This window comes from Crenalkalicoccus roseus (assembly GCF_004761865.1).
Classification (GTDB): Bacteria; Pseudomonadota; Alphaproteobacteria; order Acetobacterales; family Acetobacteraceae; genus Crenalkalicoccus; species Crenalkalicoccus roseus.
The window spans coordinates 14,540-30,056 of the sequence record NZ_SJDM01000010.1 but is presented as its reverse complement, the minus strand read 5'-3'; the positions used below and the strand labels follow the sequence as shown (position 1 = coordinate 30,056).

Below are 15,517 nucleotides of genomic sequence, written 5' to 3'. Positions count from 1 at the left end.
GGCGGCGCGGGGCTATGCTGCCCGCGCGCGGCCGGGACCCCTGCCCCCCTCTCCGGGGCATGACGCCCCGGCCATGCCCCAGGCGAGGAGAGCGGCATGGCGAGGCATCTGACGGTTGCGATCGGCGGGCTCGGGGCCATCGGCGGCCGGCTGGCGCGGGCCCTCGACGCGGGCGTGGAGGGGCTGCGCCTGGTCGCGGTGTCGGCGCGCGACCGGCGGAAGGCGCAGGAGACGGTCGCGGCGTTCCGCCACCCGCCCGCCATCGTGCCGCTGCCCGACCTGGCGGAGCATGCCGACATCGTCGTGGAGGCGGCCCCTGCCTCCGTGTTCGAGGAGATCGCGCGGCCCGCCATCGCGCGGGGGCGGATCCTGGTCGCGAGCAGCGCCGGGGCCCTCCTGCCGCGGATGCACCTCGTGGAGGAGGCGCGGCGGAGCGGCGCCCGCATCGTGGTGCCGACCGGCGCGCTGCTCGGCCTCGACGCCGTGCGGGCCGCCGCCGAGGACGCGGTGGAGAGCGTGACGATCGAGACGCGCAAGCCGCCGGAAGGGCTGGAGGGCGCCCCCTACCTGGTCGAGAACAGGGTGACGCTCCTCGGCATCCGGGAGCCGGTGCGCGTCTTCGAGGGGAACGCCTTCGACGCCGCGCGCGGCTTCCCCGCCAACGTCAACGTCGCCGCCGCCCTGGCGCTGGCCGGCATCGGGCCGGAGCGCACGCGGGTGCAGATCTGGGCGGACCCGTCGGTGTCGCGCAACATGCACACGATCCGGGTGGAGGCCGCGGCGGCGCGCCTGACCATGACGATCGAGAACGTGCCCTCCGAGGAGAATCCGCGGACCGGCAGGATCACCCCGCTCTCGATCCTCGCCTGCCTCCGCGGCATGACCAGCACCCTCAAGGTCGGAAGCTGAGGGAGGCGGCGATGACGGACCTTGAACCACTCGACCGCTCGGTGCTGCCGCGGGGCGTGCGCGCACGCTTCGCGGAGGGCATCAACGGCCTGCGGATGCACCTGCTGGAGGCCGGCTTCGAGGAGGCGGGCCGCCCCTGCCTGCTGCTGCTGCACGGCTTCCCGGAACTCGCCTATTCCTGGCGCAAGGTGATGCCGGCGCTGGCCGCGGCGGGCTACCACGTGGTCGCGCCCGACCAGCGCGGCTACGGCCGCACCACGGGATGGAGCGCCGAGTACGACGGCGACCTCGCGCCCTTCCGCCTGCTCAACCTCGTGCGCGACATGATGGGGCTGCTGCACGCGCTCGGCCGCGACCATGTGGAGGCGGTGATCGGCCATGATTTCGGCGCCTCGGTCGCCGCCTGGTGCGCGCTGGTGCGCCCGGACATCTTCCGCGCCTGCGCGCTGATGAGCGCGCCCTTCCAGGGCCCGCCCGCCCTCACCTCCGGCCCGCAGGCGCCGCGCCCCGACATCCACGCCGCGCTCGCCGCCCTGCCGCGCCCGCGCAAGCACTACCAGTGGTACTACTCGACGCGCGAGGCGAACGCGGACATGTGGCGCGCGCCGCAGGGCGTGCACGCCTTCCTGCGCGCCTATTTCCACCACAAGAGCGCCGACTGGAAGGAGAACCGCCCCTTCCCCCTCGCCGGCTGGACCGCGGAGGAGCTGGCGAAGATGCCGACCTACTACATCATGGATCATGGCGAGACGATGGCGGAGACGGTGGCGCACCACATGCCCTCGCCCGAGGAGATCGCCGCCTGCCGCTGGCTGCCGGAGGAGGAACTCCGCGTCTACTCCGCCGAATACGCGCGCACCGGCTTCCAGGGCGGGCTGCAATGGTACCGCTGCCGCACCTCGGGCCTGTTCGAGGCGGAGATGCAGATCTTCTCCGGCCTGCGCATCGAGGTGCCCTCGCTGTTCATCGCCGGCCGCAGCGACTGGGGAATCCACCAGGTGCCCGGCGCGCTCGAGCGCATGCAGACCGCCGCCTGCGCGCGCATGATCGGCTGCCACCTCGTCGAGGGCGCGGGCCACTGGGTGCAGCAGGAGCAGCCGGAGCGCGTGAGCACGCTGCTGCTCGACTTCCTGCGCGCGGCGCGCAGCACCTGATCCTGCAGCGCGCGGCGGCGCCTCTCGCGGCCTTGTGCGCGCCGGCGGGTTGACCCTCCGCCGCCGCCGCGGCCAGTCTGCGCCGCCGGCCACGACCGGGATGCCCCGCGCCAGAGGGCGCCTCCGCCATCCCGCCGGCACGCCGCGCGGCGTTCCTGCCGCATGCGGCCATTCCGCACCATCGGCCTGTCGCCGGCGCGCCGCACGCGCCGGTGCGCAGCATCGCCAGGAGGGCTGTTCTTGCAGGATGTGAATGTTCTCGTGCGCGGGCAGAGCAACGCGCTGCTGTTCGTCGACCGCGGCGGCGCACACGCGCTGGAGCGGGCGCTGGAACAGGCGCTCGGCGTCAATGTGCACCTCATCGCCGAATGGGGCACGCCCACCAGCACCATCCACTCCGCCACCGCCTTCATGAAGTGGGATTCGGGCGGGCAGCAGCAGAGCCTGCTGCGCCACATCGAGGCACTGCCCGCGGAGGTGAAGGCCAACCCGACCCTCACCCTGTGGATGCACAACGAGTACGATCAGGGCCTCTCCTTCACCGCCGCGGACTGGACGGCGGCGGTGCGCGCCGATGCGGCGCTGGTGCGCGGCGCGCTCGGCCAGGACGCCGCCACCACGCCCTACCTCTTCGTCCCCGTGCAGTATCCCCACGGCAGGAACTGGCAGCCGATCGGCGAGGGGATGCGCGAGCTCGCCGCCGATCCGGCGTTCAACGCCTCGATCTCCCATGCCGCCCAGGGCCTCCGCATGGACGGCGACGGCTTCCCCGGATCGAGCCACATGGGCGATGCCGATGCCAGGCTGGTCGGGCAGCGCCTGGGCGAGAGCCTGACGGAGATCCTGGCCCCGCTCGCCAGCGGCGCCACGCCGCCGCCGCAGCCCGAAGGCGTGGCGCCGGCGCCGGAGGCCGCGGCGGGGGCGTGGCTGGAGGCCGGGGCCGGCGCCGACACGCTGGTGCTGCAGGTCAGCCAGGACAGCTATCTCGGCGATGCGCTCTACACCGTGCGCGTGAACGGCCGCCAGGTCGGGGAGGTGTTCGCCGCCACCGCCGAGCGCGCCAGCGGGGCGAGCGACACGGTGGTGCTGCGCGGCGACTGGGGCCCGGGCGAGCACCTGGTGGAGGTGACCTTCCTCAACGACCTCTGGCACGGCACGCCGGAGACCGACCGCAACCTCTACGTCACCTCCGCCACCTACAACGAGGTGCCGAACGAGGCGCTCGGCGCGACCTGGTGGGGCGGCGCCTTCACGGTGAGCGACGCGGCGCGGGACGCCGTGCTGCTCTGACGCGTTGTCCGCGGGAGGGTGCGCCCATCGCCCTCCCGCGGTGCAGGGTGCTCCTCCCCTTCGGATCACGCTTTCGCCCCACCTCGGGCAGCTGCTTCGCCGCTCCGGCGAGCGCCTCCGCGGATCAGGCGCCAGCCATGCGCCGGGGGGTCTGGCCAAACCGCCGCGCCGGGGCATGATCCCCCCATGCCACGCCGCCGCCCCGCCGCATGACCCCGCGCGACGCCGGGAGCGCCCCCGCCCCTCCGCCGATGACGCCGGCCGAGCTGCGCCGCGCCTTCTTCCGCGTCTTCCCCTCGGTGGCGGTGGCGATCCTGCTCGGCGCCATAGACCAGACCATCGTCGCCACCGCGCTGCCCGCCATCGCCGGGGATTTCGGGGTGGTGGAGGGGATCTCCTGGGTGGTGGTCGGCTACCTGATCGCCGCCACCGTCGCCGCCCCGGTCTATGGTCGGCTCGGGGACGTGTTCGGGCTGCGGCGGCTGCTGCTGGTGGCGCTGCTGTTCAGCCTGGCCGGCACGGCCGTGGCCGCCACCGCCCCCTCCTTCGCCTGGCTGATGGCGGGGCGGCTGCTGCAGGGGGCGGGCGGCGGCGGCCTGACCACGCTCACCATGGCGATCATCGGCCAGGCGATCCCGCCCAGGGAGCGCGGGCGCTTCCAGGCCTGGATCGCCGGCACCTTCGTCCTCGCCTCCTCGCTCGGGCCGGTGGCGGGGGGCTGGCTGACCGAGGCGGCCGGCTGGCGCGCCGTGTTCTGGGCGCAGCTTCCGGCGGCGGCGCTGGCCTTCCTGCTGGCGCTGCGCCTGCCGCCGCGCCCCGGCGCCCGCCACGCGGGCTTCCGCTTCGACCTGCCGGGCGCGCTGCTCTTCGCCGCCTTCGTCGCGCCGGCGCTGCTGGCGCTGGCGCAGGCGCGGCTGCTCTCGGCCGAGGCGCTGCCGGGGGTGGCGGGGCTCGCCGCCGCGGCCGGGCTCGCGCTCTGGCTGCTGCTGCGGCGGGAGCGGCGCGCGCGCGACCCGCTGCTGCCGCTGCCGCTGCTGGCCGAGCCCACCATCCTGCGCAGCAACCTGTTCACCGCCTGCGGCCACGGCGCGGTGGTCGGGCTGGTCACCTTCCTGCCGCTCTACCTGCAGAGCGTGCGCGGCCTGACGCCGAGCGAGGTGGGGCCGATGCTGCTGCCGCTCTCCCTCGGCAGCGGCGCGGGCGGGCTGACGGCGGGGCGGCTGATGGCGCGCACCGGCCTCGCCGCGCCGATCGCGGGGGCGGGGCTCGGCCTCGCCGCCCTGGCGCTCGGGGCGATCGCGCTCGCCGCGCCCGCGCTGTCGGATGCCCAGCTCGCCTGGGCCTTCGCGGCGGCGGGGCTCGGGCTCGGCTGCTCCTACCCGGTGTCGCAGATCACGGTGCAGGTGGCGGCGGGACCGGCGCGGCTCGGCGCCGCGGCGGCCTCGGTGCAGTATGCGCGCACCCTCGGTGCGGCAGTGGGCACGACGCTGCTCGGCGGGGCGCTGTTCGGCACGCTGGCGGCGGGCGATCCACAGGTGGCGGAGCTGTTCGGGCGGCTGGTGCGGGAGGGCGCGGCGCTGCTGCCCACCCTGCCGGCGGCGACTCGGCAGGCGCTGCAGGAGGGCCTCTCCCTCGCCTTCCGGGTCGGCTTCCTGATGGCGGCGGCGCTGGCCGCGCTCGGCGCCTGGCTGGCATGGCGGGTGCCGGTGCGGCGGGTGTGAGCCCCGCCGCCCGCCTCACCAGATGATCTTCTCCTTGTCCACCACGGTATCGAGCCGCTCCGCGAGGTGCGGGTGGCCGTTGCAGCGCGCGTAGTAGGCGGCGGTGCGGCCGCGGCGGTCGCGGCGCGAGGGATCGGCGCCGCATTGCAGCAGGTATTCCACCACCTTCTCGTGCCCGCAGGCGGCGGCGGCCATCAGCGGCGTGACGCAGTCCGGCACGCCGAGCGGGCCGTCCTCCGCCGGGTCGCCGGTGGGGGGCAGCAGCTCCCGCAGCCGGGCGATGTCCCCGCAGAGCGCGGCCGAGAGCATCTCGGCCGCCTTGTCGGCCTGCTGTCTCATCTTGAGTCGTTCCTCTCCCGACCGGGGCGCGGGCCCTTGTCGCGGCGAGCCCTTGCGGCGCCCTGCGGCGGCGCCTGCGCCCCGTCGCGCGGCGGAGCCTAGGACGGCGGCGACCGGCGGACCAAGGCACAGCGGCGTCATTCCGCCGCTGCCGCGGGCGTGGGTCGCGCCCGGCGGGATCCGGCCTCAGTCGAGGCGGTTGAAGTACTCGTGCGCGCGCGTATCCGCCCAGGACAGGCGCAGCTCCACCGGGCGGTCGCCGATGGCGTAGGCGACGCGGCGGATGCGCAGCACCGGATGCGCGGGCGGCAGGCCGAGCAGCGCGGCGATGTCGGGGGCGGCGGCCTCGGCGCGCAGCCGCTCCTCGGTGCGCAGGACGGAGATGCCGAAGCGGCGCTGGAACAGGCCGTAGACCGTGCCTTCGCGCCCGGCGAAGCCGGCGGCGTCGAGGCCGGGGAAGAGGCTTTCGGGCAGCCACAGCTCCTCCACCATCACCGGGCGCTCCTGCAGGTGCTGCAGGTTCTGCGCGCGGTGCATCGGCGCGCCCGGGGCGAGGCCGAGCGGGCCCGCATGCTCCTCCGGGCAGGGCAGCGGCGAGGCGAAGTCCAGCATCTCGGTGCGCGGCGTCTCGCGCAGCCCGTCGGCGCGGGCGATGTGGAAGAAGTAGAACTGCGTACGGTCGGCCGCCGCGGCGTCGCCGCCGAGGTCGGGGACGAAGGTGCCCCTGCCCTGGCGGCGCACCAGGGCGCGCGCGGCCACCAGCTCGTCCACCGCGCGGCGCACGGTGCCGATGGCGCAGCCGAAGCGCGCGGCGAGCGTCCGCTCGGCCGGCAGCGGCGTGCCGGGGGGGAAGGCGCCCTCGGCGAGGTCGCGCGCGAGGGCGGCGTGGATGGTGCGCCAGAGGGGCGGCTCGGCATTCATGTAGATGATCTAGGTCATCTAGTTGACCGCCCGTCAAGCGCCCCCTAGGGTGGACGTCCCAGTTGGACCCGGCGATCCAGGCCCCCGGCATCCCGCCTCGGGCGATCGCGGGCCAGCCGCGAACCGGGGAAGGGAGGGCGCGATGACGATCCACTTCGTCGTCCACGACGAGGGCGACAGCGTGGGCGTGGTGGTGGTGGAGGGCCTGAAGGCCGGCCAGAAGCTCACCGGCTGGATCATGGATCAGGACAAGATGATCGAGTTCGACGCCAGGTCGGACATCCCGATCGGCCACAAGCTGGCGATCAAGCCGATCAGCAAGGGCGACACCATCATCAAGTACGGCGTGGACATCGGCCGCGCCATCGCCGACATCGGCGCCGGCGAGCACCTGCACGTGCACAACGTCAAGACCAAGCGCTGGTGAGAGGGAGGGCGCGAGCATGGGCATGAACCTCAAGAACGCGACCTTCGAGGGCTGGCGGCGCGAGGACGGGCGGATGGGCGTGCGCAACCACGTCGTCATCCTGCCGGTGGACGACCTCTCCAACGCCGCGGCCGAGGCGGTGGCGAACAACATCAAGGGCGCGCTGGCGCTGCCGCACAGCTACGGGCGGCTGCAATTCGGCGCCGACCTGGAGCTGCACTTCCGCACCCTGATCGGCGTCGGCCGCAACCCGAACGTCGCGGGCGTGGTCGTGATCGGCATCGAGCCGGGCTGGACCGGGCGGCTGGTCGAGGGCATCGCCAAGAGCGGCAAGCCGGTCGAGGGCTTCGCCATCGAGCAGAACGGCGACATCAACACCATCGCCAGCGCCTCGCGCGCCGCCTACCGGATGGTGAAGCACGCCTCCCGCCTGAAGAAGACCCGCGCGCCGCTCGAGGAGCTCTGGGTCTCCACCAAGTGCGGGGAGAGCGACACCACCTCGGGCCTCGCCTCCTGCCCCACCGTCGGCAACGCCTTCGACAAGCTGTGGGAGAACGGCAACACGCTGGTCTTCGGCGAGACCTCCGAGATCACGGGCGGCGAGCACCTGGTGGCCGCGCGCTGCCGCACGCCCGAGATCCGCGAGAAGTTCATGGCGATGTTCGACCGCTACCAGCGCGTGATCGAGGCCAACAAGACCAACGACCTCTCCGAGAGCCAGCCGACCAAGGGCAACATCGAGGGCGGGCTGACCACCATCGAGGAGAAGGCGCTCGGCAACATCCAGAAGATCGGCAAGAAGTGCACCGTGGACGGCGTGCTCGACAAGGCCGAGACGCCGACCCATCCCGGCCTGTGGTTCATGGATTCGTCGAGCGCGGCCGCCGAGATGGTCACGCTCTGCGCCGCCTCGGGCTTCGCCGTGCACACCTTCCCGACCGGGCAGGGCAACGTCATCGGCAACCCGATCCTGCCGGTGATCAAGATCACCGCCAATCCGCGCACGCAGCGCACCATGTCCGAGCACATCGACCTCGACGTGACGGGCCTGCTGCAGAAGCGGATGAACATGGACGAGGCGGGCGAGGCGCTGCTCGACTGCATCCTGCGCACCGCCGACGGCGAGCTGACGGCGGCCGAGGTGCTCGGCCACCGGGAGTTCGTGATGACGCGCCTCTACGAGAGCGCCTGAGCGGGCCGCGGCCGCGGGAGGGGCGCCCCTTCCCGCGGCACCCTGCGGCGTGATCCGCCTCGTCGGATCACGCCTCCGCCCTTCATCGGGCGGCCGGGTCGCCGCTCCGGCGCTCCCACCCTCGTGGATCGGGCGCCAGGGCATGTTCCGCTCGCCCTGGCTGACGGCAAATGCCCCGGCCCGCTGATCGCGCGGGCACCCTCACCCGTCCGGGCGAGGCCGCCCGAACGGGATCTGCCCTGGCGCCGTTTCCTCGCGGCCGCGGTCGCGGAAACGGCCGTGGAGTCACGCCCCCGACCGTTTCCAGCCCTCCGCGATCCGTCCCGGCGCCGCTCCGCCCTATTCGGGCTGCACCCCCGCCGCGCGCAGGATCGCCGTGTAGCGCTCGACCCCCTCGCGCACCAGGGTCATCACCTGCTCGGGGGTGTCGAAGCCCTCGCGCGGCGTGACCCCGGCCATCTCGTTGAGGCGCGCGGCGTTCTGCTGGATGGCGCCCCGGAAGGCGGCGCCGAGCGCCGCCACCGCGGGCGCCGGCGTGCCGGCGGGGGCGAGGATGGGGAAGAACTCCTCGTGGATCAGCCCGGGCAGGCCGGCCTCCGGCGCGCTCGGCACCTCGGGCAGGGCCGGGCTGCGCTGCTCGGCCAGCACCGCGAGCGGGCGCAGCCCCCCGCCGCGGATCTGCCCGATGGAGGAGGCCATGGTCGGCGTGCCGACCTGCGCCTCGCCGGCGACCAGGGCGACGACGCTCGGGCCGCCGCCGCGGTAGTGTACGATCTCCACCTCCACCTGGGCGATGGTGCGCAGCAGCTCCCCGGCCAGGTGGACGCCGCTGCCAAGCCCGGCCGAGGCCAGGTTGTAGCGGCCGGGGCTGGACTTCAGCAGCGCCACCAGCTCCTGCGCCGTGCGCGCCGGAAGCTGCGGGTTGACCACCAGCACGTGCGGCGAGAAGCCGGCCACCGCGACGCCGACGAAGTCGTTGACCGGGTGGTAGGGCATCCGCGCGACGATCGCGGGCACCGTCGCATGGGCGCTGTTGATCAGCACCGTATGCCCGTCCGGCGCGGCGCGCGCGACATGCTCGGCGCCGACCACGCTGCCGGCGCCGGCGCGGTTCTCGATGACGATCGGCTGGCCGAGGGTCTGCGCCGCCGTCTCCGCGATGATCCGGCCGACGATGTCGTTCGAGCCGCCGGGGGCGAAGGGAACGATCATCCGGACCGGCCGCGTCGGCCGCCAGGACTGCGCGCGGAGGGCCGAGGGCGCGAGGCCGGCGGCGAGGGCGAGGGAGAGGGCTTGGCGGCGGGTCGGCATGCGGACATTTCCCTGGTTTCGGCGGCGCCCCGCCAGGGAGCGGGGCAGCCATTCTTCCCGCCGAACCATACCCCAGCGGCGGCGGATGCCATAGCCGGCATCGCCCCGCCGGGGCCCGCGATCACTCCACCGTCACCGACTTCGCCAGGTTGCGCGGCTGGTCCACGTCCGTGCCCTTCAGCACGGCGACATGGTAGGCGAGGAGCTGCACCGGGATGGCGTAGAGGATGGGGGTGGAGAAGGCCCCCACCTTAGGCAGCACCGTCACCCGTTCGGCGAATCGGGAGAGCGGCCCGGCCCCGTCCTCGTCGGTGAAGGCGAGGATGCGCCCGCCGCGCGCCGCCGCCTCCTGCAGGTTGCTCATCGTCTTCTCGAACAGCGGTCCGGTGGGGCAGAGCGCCACCACCGGCACGCTCTCGTCGATCAGCGCGATGGGCCCGTGCTTCATCTCCCCCGCCGCGTAGCCCTCGGCGTGGATGTAGCTGATCTCCTTCAGCTTCAGCGCGCCTTCCAGCGCGATCGGGTAGAGGCTGCCGCGGCCGAGGAACAGCACGTCGCGCGCCTTCGCCACCTCCGCCGCCAGCTCCCGGATCTGCGCGTCCTGCTCCAGCACGGCGGCGGCGTTGCCCGGCACCTCCAGGAGCGCCTGGGTCAGCCGCCCCTCGTCGAGGGTGGTCAGCTCCCGCCGCGCCCGCCCGAAGCCGACGGCGAGGCAGGCCAGCACCGCAAGCTGCGCGGTGAAGGCCTTGGTGGAGGCGACGCCGATCTCCGGCCCCGCCACCGTCAGCACGCAGCCGTCGCTCTCCCGCGCCATCGAGGATTCCGGCACATTCACCACCGAGAGCACGCGCTGCCCGCCCTCGCGCAGCAGGCGCAGCGCGGCGAGGGTGTCCGCCGTCTCGCCGGACTGGCTGACCAGGATCGCGCCGCCGCCCTCCGGCAGCGGCGGGTCGCGGTAGCGCAGCTCGCTCGCGATGTCGGCGTCCACCGGCAGCCGCGCCAGGCGCTCGATCCAGTAGCGCCCGACCAGGCCGGCGAGGAAGGCGCTGCCGCAGGCGGAGATGGTCAGCCGCGGCACCCGCGCCGGGTCGAAGGGCAGACGCGGCAGGCGCACCTCCAGCGTCTTCGGGTCGAGGTACTGGCGCAGCGTGTCGCCGAGCACCGCCGGGTGCTCGTGCAGCTCCTTCTCCATGAAGTGGCGGTAGTTGCCCTTGCCGACCGCGGCGCCGGAGACGGCGGTGACCACCACCGGGCGCTCCACCCGCTCGCCGCGGGCGTCGAAGAACGCCGCCCCCTCGGCGCCCACCTCCGCCCAGTCGCCCTCCTCCAGATAGGCGATGCGGCGGGTGAGCGGGGCGAGGGCCAGGGCGTCGGAGCCGACGAACATCTCGCCCTCGCCGAAGCCGACGGCGAGCGGCGCGCCCTGCCGCGCCGCCAGCAGCGTCCGCGGATGGCCGGCGAAGATGGCGGCCAGCGCGAAGGCGCCGTGCACGCGCCTGAGCGCCGCGGCGAAGGCCGCGCGCGGCTCCATGCCCTGGGCCAGGTTGGCGTCGAGCAGGCGGACGAAGGTCTCGGTGTCGGTCTCGGTCTCGAAGGCGACGCCGGCGCGCTCCAGCTCGGCGCGCAGCTCGGCATGGTTCTCGATGATGCCGTTGTGCACCACGGCGCAGCGCCGGGTGGCGTGGGGGTGGGCGTTGCGCTCGGTCGGCGCGCCGTGCGTGGCCCAGCGGGTGTGGCCGATGCCGGTGGTGCCGGGCAGCGGCTCGCGCTCCAGCACCGCGGCGAGGTTGACGAGCTTGCCCTCGGCGCGGCGGCGCTCGATGTGGCCGTTCACCAGCGTGGCGATGCCGGCGCTGTCGTAGCCGCGGTATTCCAGCCGGCGCAGCCCTTCCAGCAGCAGGGGCGCGGCCTCGCCCCTGCCCACGACGCCCACGATGCCGCACATCAGTGCCCGCCCTTCCCCCTGAAGCCCCGACCGGGCTTGATCGCCTGCCGGCCGCGCGCGATCGCCAGCGCGTCCTCCGGCACGTCCTCGGTGATGACGCTGCCGGCGGCGACCAGGGCGCGCGCGCCCACGCGGACCGGCGCGACCAGCGCGGTGTCGCTGCCGATGAAGGCGCCGGCGCCGATCTCGGTGCGGTGCTTGGCGACGCCGTCGTAGTTGCAGGTGATGGTGCCGGCGCCGATGTTGGCCCGTGCGCCGACCCGGACATCGCCGAGATAGCTGAGGTGGTTGGCCTTCGCCCCCTCCTCCAGCAGCGCCGCCTTCAGCTCCACGAAATTGCCGACATGGGCGCCGCGCCCGACCTCGGTGCCCGGGCGCAGCCGCGCGAAGGGGCCGATCACGGCGCCCTGGCGCACCACGCAGCCCTCGAGATGGCTGAAGGGCCGGATCTCCACCCCGTCCTCCACCGTGACGCCGGGGCCGAAGACCACGTTGGGCCCCACCGTCACGTCCCGGCCGAGGCGCGTGTCCCAGGAGAGGAACACCGTCTCCGGCGCGACCAGGGTGGCGCCGCCCTCCATCGCCGCGGCGCGCAGCCGCGCCTGCAGCCGCGCCTCCAGCGCCGCCAGCTCGGCGCGGCTGTTGGCGCCGGCGAGCTCCTCCTCCTCCGCCTCCTCGGCCTCCACCCGCACGCCTTCGGCGCGGGCCAGCGCCACGATGTCGGTGAGGTAGTACTCGCCGCGGGCGTTGTCGGGGCGCACCTCGCCGAGCCAGCGGAACAGGTCGGCAGCCGGGGCGCAGACCACCCCGGCGTTGCACAGGCCGATGGCGCGCTCGGCCTCGGTCGCGTCGGCCCATTCGACGATGCGCGCAACCGAGCCGTCCGCCTCCCGCACCACCCGGCCGTAGCGGCCGGGGTCGGCCGGGCGCATGGCGAGCAGGGCGAGGCCGGCGCGCCCCCGCCGGGCCAGCAGGCGGCGCAGCGTCCCCTCCCCGATCAGCGGGTTGTCGGCGTAGAGCACGGCGGCGTCGCCCGGAAAGCCCCGCAGCAGCGGCGCCGCCTGCAGCGCGGCGTGGCCGGTGCCGAGACGCTCGGCCTGCACCACGGTGGCGTGGGGGGCGGCGGCCCGCTCCAGCGCCGGCATGTCCGGCCCGACGACCACGACGATGCGCTCGAACACCCGCTCGCAGGCGGCGATCAGGTGGCCGAGCATCGGCCGCCCTGCCAGGGGGTGCAGCGCCTTGGGCAGGGCGGAGCGCATGCGGGTGCCGAGACCGGCGGCGAGGATGATGGCGGCGGCTGGCATGGGCCCATGATCTCCCCTGGCGTCCGGCCGCGGGCAAGCCCGGCGCGGTCAAGAAGCGTTGCCGGATGTGACCGGCCGCCGCCGCCGTTGCAAGCGCGGCGTGTGGTCCCCCCGCGTTGCGCGCCCGGCCCGGAGGGGCCAGGGTGGGACATGCCCCGCACCGCCGTCTTCGACCTCGATGGTACGCTGGTGGACAGCGCGCCCGACCTCCACGCCGCGCTCGACCGGCTGATGGCCCGCCTCTCCCTGCCGCCCTTCCGCCGCGCCGAGGTGGTGGGGATGATCGGCGACGGGGTGAAGGCGCTGGTCGAACGGGCGCTCGCCGCCCGCGGCCGGCCCTTCGATGCGGCGGCGCTGGCCAGCTTCACCGCCGACTACACCGCCCATGCGGCGGTCAAGACGCGGCCCTTCCCCGGCATCCCGGAGGCGCTGGCGGCGCTGCGGCAGGCCGGCTGGCGCCTCGCCATCTGCACCAACAAGCCGGTGGCGGCGACCGAGGCGCTGCTCGGCGCGCTCGGCCTCGCCGGATGCTTCGCCGCGATCGGCGGGGGAGACAGCTTCCCCGTGCGCAAGCCCGACCCGGCGCATCTCCTCGCCACGCTGCGCGCGGCGGGCGGGGAGGCGGGGCGCGCGGCGATGATCGGGGATCACCGCAACGACGTGCTGGCGGCACGGGGCGCCGGGCTGCCCTGCCTGTTCGCCGCCTGGGGCTACGGCCCGCCGGCGATGGCCGAGGGCGCGGCGCTGGTGGCGCCGGCGCCGGCGGCGCTGCCGGCGCTGCTGGAGCGGCTGGTGCCGGGGTAATGCTCAGGTCTCGCGGAGCGCGCCCGATCCGCCCCCGGACGCCGGCGCGCCCCGGGGCATGGTCCGCTCGCCCTGGCCCACGGAGCATGCTCCGGCTCGCTGGTCGTGCGGGCCTCTTCCCCCGTTCGGGCGGACCCGCTCGACCGGGGTCCGCGCCGGCGTCGCCGCACGCGCGGCGGGCGCGGGCCGCGCTCAGGGGGATCTGGCATGACCCTCCCCGCCCGGCTCCAGCCCGACGAGCACGATGCGGAAGAAGCCGAACCAGCGGCTCGGCACGTCCACGCGCACCGGCACCGGCGTCCCGCCCGGGCCGAGCGAAGCGAGCCAGGCGGTGGCGGGGTGCGGGCGGGCGGCGTCGGCGGGGTCGCGGTCCCTGCGCCAGCCGGCGCGCATCCGCCCCTCCAGGGCGCAGCGCAGCGCCTCCCCGGCCTCGGGGATGCGCTCGGTCCCCAGGCTGCGCGCGGCGATGTCGGTGCGCCAGCGCCCGTCGAAGGTGGCCACCGCGCCGTCGCAGCGCCCGGTGAGCGCCACGGCGCGGGTCAGCTTGGCGAGGGCGGAAAGACTGTCCATGGTGCCGTGCCGCAGCTCCGGCGGCACCGGCTCGCGGTCGGGCAGGACCGGCGGGTCGAGCAGGCGCGGCTCCGGCCGGCCGGGCACGGGGTAGTCCATCGCCACGCGCTGCGGCCGGCCGTACCAGGTGGATTCGCTGCGGAAGTGCCGCGGCACCGGCCGCGCCCCCTGCCAGCGGCCCTCGACGCTGCTCTCCTGCCCGCCGCCCACCACCAGGCCGACGAGGCCCACGGCGCGCAGGCGGCCGCTGAGGCGGTACTCGGCCTCGCCGAGGTCGAACACCACCTCGCCGCGCATCAGCGGCAGGCCGGCGGCGCGCACCTCGTAGCGGGCGGTGAAGGGGGCGGCGCCGGCAACGGCGGGAAGCAGGAGAAGCCCGAGGCAGGCGAGCGGCAGGGCGCGGCGCATGGCCCCGATATGGGCGCCACTCCCCGTCCCCGCCAAGCGGCCCGGCGCGGCTTGACACCGCCCCGCTACCCTCCTATCCCGCTGCCTCTCCGGGCGCGTAGCTCAGCGGGAGAGCATCCGCTTCACACGCGGGGGGTCGCAGGTTCAATCCCTGCCGCGCCCACCATTCCCCCTTCCCTTTCCATGCCATGCGGGGCGCCCGCCACCGTGCGCGGAGACGCTGACGCCAGAGCGGCGGGTCAGCCGCGCGGGCAAGGGGCGGATGCGTGAACCGGTTGCGGGGATCGCGCCGCCCGGCCCCGCCCGCGGCAACGGCGCGGCAGCCTCGTGGAGCGGATCGCGCTCCCGGCCTTCGGTGCGGCGCCGCCCTGCGCGGGGCGGCGCCGTCCGGGCTCAGCGCTGCTGCGGCGCGGGCGGCGGGCCGCCCGCCGGCCCCTGGGCGGGGCGCGGGGCGGGCAGCACCTCGTCGCGGGTCAGCACGCCGTCGTTGTTGCGGTCCCGCACGCGGAACATCGCGCCGGCGATGGGGCGGATCTCCTCCAGCGTCACCCGGCCGTCGCGGTTGGCGTCGAGGGCGCGGAACATGGTCGCGGCGCGCTGCTCGGCCCGCGGCGACATCGGCCGGCCCGTGCGCTGCTCCCACCAGGCGCGCACCTCCTCCGGCGTCACGGCGCCGTCGCGGTCGCGGTCCATCTCCGCGAAGCGGGCCTGCACGAAGGCCCAGGCCTCCTGCTCCGTCACCCGGCCGTCGTTGTTGGCGTCGGCGCGGGCGAACATCTCGCCCATCATGAAGCCGCGCGCCGCGCCGCCGCGCCCGTGGTGGTGGCCGTGATGATGGCCGGGGCCGCGCGGCATCTCCATGCGCGGGCCGCCCGGCCCCATCATCGGCCCGCCGGGGCCCGGCCCAGGCTGCGCCAGGGCGGGGAGCGCGGTCGCGGCCAGCAGCGCGCCACCGAGCAGGGCGGCGGTCGTCTTCCTCATCATGCGTCTCTCCTCTTCGGCCTTTCGGCCCGGGGAGACAGTGCGGGCGCCGTGTAACGCCCGCATTGCCGCGGGGCCCGCGCCGCGTGAGGAAGCGTAACAGCGCCGCCGCCCCGCGGCTTGGCCTGCCCGCTTCCTGTCGGGCAAGCGGTCCACCGCTGCGGCGAGGACGCCCCCACGGACCGGGCGCCAGAGCGGATCGCGGAGGGCCGGAACCGGCCGGGAGCGTGACTCTGCC

14 protein-coding genes and 1 tRNA gene are annotated in these 15,517 nt (G+C 75.2%); 8 read left to right on the top strand and 7 right to left on the bottom strand.

The window, feature by feature from the left end:
* Positions 1–96 precede the first annotated feature (96 nt).
* The 4 genes from ET526_RS09915 to ET526_RS09900 all read left to right on the top strand — a co-directional run bounded on the left by ET526_RS09915 (position 97) and on the right by ET526_RS09900 (position 5,074).
* Positions 97–909, top strand: a complete 813-nt coding sequence (locus tag ET526_RS09915) for an aspartate dehydrogenase (protein ID WP_135467536.1) — start codon at positions 97–99, stop codon at positions 907–909.
* 11 nt (positions 910–920) lie between these two features.
* Entirely contained in the window at positions 921–2,063 is a 1,143-nt protein-coding gene (locus ET526_RS09910; protein ID WP_135467535.1) for an alpha/beta hydrolase, read from the top strand.
* A 249-nt stretch (positions 2,064–2,312) separates the two neighbouring features.
* On the top strand, positions 2,313–3,353 hold the full coding sequence (locus ET526_RS09905) for a carbohydrate-binding domain-containing protein (RefSeq protein WP_240048348.1): 1,041 nt from the start codon (positions 2,313–2,315) through the stop codon (positions 3,351–3,353).
* A gap of 209 nt (positions 3,354–3,562) precedes the next feature.
* Positions 3,563–5,074 carry an MFS transporter gene (locus ET526_RS09900; protein WP_135467533.1) on the top strand — a complete coding sequence of 504 codons (1,512 nt, stop codon included), beginning with the start codon at positions 3,563–3,565 and terminating at the stop codon, positions 5,072–5,074.
* Between the two features lie 15 nt (positions 5,075–5,089).
* Here the strand turns inward: ET526_RS09900 and ET526_RS09895 are convergent, their stop codons facing one another.
* On the bottom strand, positions 5,090–5,413 hold the full coding sequence (locus ET526_RS09895; RefSeq protein ID WP_135467532.1) for an ankyrin repeat domain-containing protein: 324 nt from the start codon (positions 5,411–5,413) through the stop codon (positions 5,090–5,092).
* A gap of 186 nt (positions 5,414–5,599) precedes the next feature.
* Positions 5,600–6,334: a GntR family transcriptional regulator gene (locus ET526_RS09890; protein ID WP_135467531.1), complete on the bottom strand. Its 735-nt coding sequence runs from the start codon at positions 6,332–6,334 to the stop codon at positions 5,600–5,602.
* A 142-nt stretch (positions 6,335–6,476) separates the two neighbouring features.
* Here ET526_RS09890 and ET526_RS09885 point away from each other — a divergent pair, with 142 nt between their 5' ends.
* Both ET526_RS09885 and ET526_RS09880 read left to right on the top strand, forming a co-directional pair.
* The gene (locus ET526_RS09885) at positions 6,477–6,761 is read left to right on the top strand and encodes a UxaA family hydrolase (RefSeq protein ID WP_135467530.1); all 285 of its coding nucleotides are present in this window, start codon (positions 6,477–6,479) and stop codon (positions 6,759–6,761) included.
* A gap of 16 nt (positions 6,762–6,777) precedes the next feature.
* The gene (locus tag ET526_RS09880) at positions 6,778–7,953 is read left to right on the top strand and encodes a UxaA family hydrolase (RefSeq protein ID WP_135467529.1); all 1,176 of its coding nucleotides are present in this window, start codon (positions 6,778–6,780) and stop codon (positions 7,951–7,953) included.
* Between the two features lie 339 nt (positions 7,954–8,292).
* Here the strand turns inward: ET526_RS09880 and ET526_RS09875 are convergent, their stop codons facing one another.
* From ET526_RS09875 to glmU, 3 genes are all read right to left on the bottom strand, one after another.
* Entirely contained in the window at positions 8,293–9,264 is a 972-nt protein-coding gene (locus ET526_RS09875; protein ID WP_158295551.1) for a Bug family tripartite tricarboxylate transporter substrate binding protein, read from the bottom strand.
* A 121-nt stretch (positions 9,265–9,385) separates the two neighbouring features.
* Positions 9,386–11,209, bottom strand: coding sequence for a glutamine--fructose-6-phosphate transaminase (isomerizing) (gene glmS, locus ET526_RS09870; RefSeq protein ID WP_135467527.1), 1,824 nt, complete (start codon positions 11,207–11,209; stop codon positions 9,386–9,388).
* Positions 11,209–12,516 carry a bifunctional UDP-N-acetylglucosamine diphosphorylase/glucosamine-1-phosphate N-acetyltransferase GlmU gene (glmU, locus tag ET526_RS09865; protein ID WP_135467526.1) on the bottom strand — a complete coding sequence of 436 codons (1,308 nt, stop codon included), beginning with the start codon at positions 12,514–12,516 and terminating at the stop codon, positions 11,209–11,211. Before glmU ends, glmS begins: the two co-directional genes overlap by 1 nt.
* A 150-nt stretch (positions 12,517–12,666) precedes the next feature.
* On the opposite strand from glmU, the gene gph reads away from it, so the two are divergent.
* Entirely contained in the window at positions 12,667–13,320 is a 654-nt protein-coding gene (gph, locus tag ET526_RS09860) for a phosphoglycolate phosphatase (RefSeq protein ID WP_135467525.1), read from the top strand.
* A gap of 192 nt (positions 13,321–13,512) precedes the next feature.
* Here gph and ET526_RS09855 read toward each other — a convergent pair whose 3' ends face one another.
* On the bottom strand, positions 13,513–14,298 hold the full coding sequence (locus ET526_RS09855) for a DUF3108 domain-containing protein (protein ID WP_135467524.1): 786 nt from the start codon (positions 14,296–14,298) through the stop codon (positions 13,513–13,515).
* A 91-nt stretch (positions 14,299–14,389) separates the two neighbouring features.
* Between ET526_RS09855 and ET526_RS09850 the strand changes: the two genes are divergently transcribed.
* Positions 14,390–14,464: transfer RNA gene (locus ET526_RS09850), tRNA-Val, on the top strand.
* A 227-nt stretch (positions 14,465–14,691) separates the two neighbouring features.
* Here ET526_RS09850 and ET526_RS09845 read toward each other — a convergent pair.
* Entirely contained in the window at positions 14,692–15,282 is a 591-nt protein-coding gene (locus ET526_RS09845; protein ID WP_204623589.1) for an EF-hand domain-containing protein, read from the bottom strand.
* Positions 15,283–15,517: the final 235 nt, after the last annotated feature.

What these genes read in the sequence shown, in the direction of transcription:
- ET526_RS09915 (WP_135467536.1), top strand. Translation starts at nt 97, where the DNA reads ATGGCGAGGCATCTGACGGTTGCGATCGGCGGGCTCGGGGCCATCGGC.
- ET526_RS09910 (WP_135467535.1), top strand. Translation starts at nt 921, where the DNA reads ATGACGGACCTTGAACCACTCGACCGCTCGGTGCTGCCGCGGGGCGTG.
- ET526_RS09900 (WP_135467533.1), top strand. Translation starts at nt 3,563, where the DNA reads ATGACCCCGCGCGACGCCGGGAGCGCCCCCGCCCCTCCGCCGATGACG.
- ET526_RS09895 (WP_135467532.1), bottom strand. Translation starts at nt 5,413, where the DNA reads ATGAGACAGCAGGCCGACAAGGCGGCCGAGATGCTCTCGGCCGCGCTC.
- ET526_RS09890 (WP_135467531.1), bottom strand. Translation starts at nt 6,334, where the DNA reads ATGAATGCCGAGCCGCCCCTCTGGCGCACCATCCACGCCGCCCTCGCG.
- ET526_RS09885 (WP_135467530.1), top strand. Translation starts at nt 6,477, where the DNA reads ATGACGATCCACTTCGTCGTCCACGACGAGGGCGACAGCGTGGGCGTG.
- ET526_RS09880 (WP_135467529.1), top strand. Translation starts at nt 6,778, where the DNA reads ATGGGCATGAACCTCAAGAACGCGACCTTCGAGGGCTGGCGGCGCGAG.
- ET526_RS09875 (WP_158295551.1), bottom strand. Translation starts at nt 9,264, where the DNA reads ATGCCGACCCGCCGCCAAGCCCTCTCCCTCGCCCTCGCCGCCGGCCTC.
- glmS (WP_135467527.1), bottom strand. Translation starts at nt 11,209, where the DNA reads ATGTGCGGCATCGTGGGCGTCGTGGGCAGGGGCGAGGCCGCGCCCCTG.
- glmU (WP_135467526.1), bottom strand. Translation starts at nt 12,516, where the DNA reads ATGCCAGCCGCCGCCATCATCCTCGCCGCCGGTCTCGGCACCCGCATG.
- gph (WP_135467525.1), top strand. Translation starts at nt 12,667, where the DNA reads ATGCCCCGCACCGCCGTCTTCGACCTCGATGGTACGCTGGTGGACAGC.
- ET526_RS09855 (WP_135467524.1), bottom strand. Translation starts at nt 14,298, where the DNA reads ATGCGCCGCGCCCTGCCGCTCGCCTGCCTCGGGCTTCTCCTGCTTCCC.
- ET526_RS09845 (WP_204623589.1), bottom strand. Translation starts at nt 15,282, where the DNA reads ATGATGAGGAAGACGACCGCCGCCCTGCTCGGTGGCGCGCTGCTGGCC.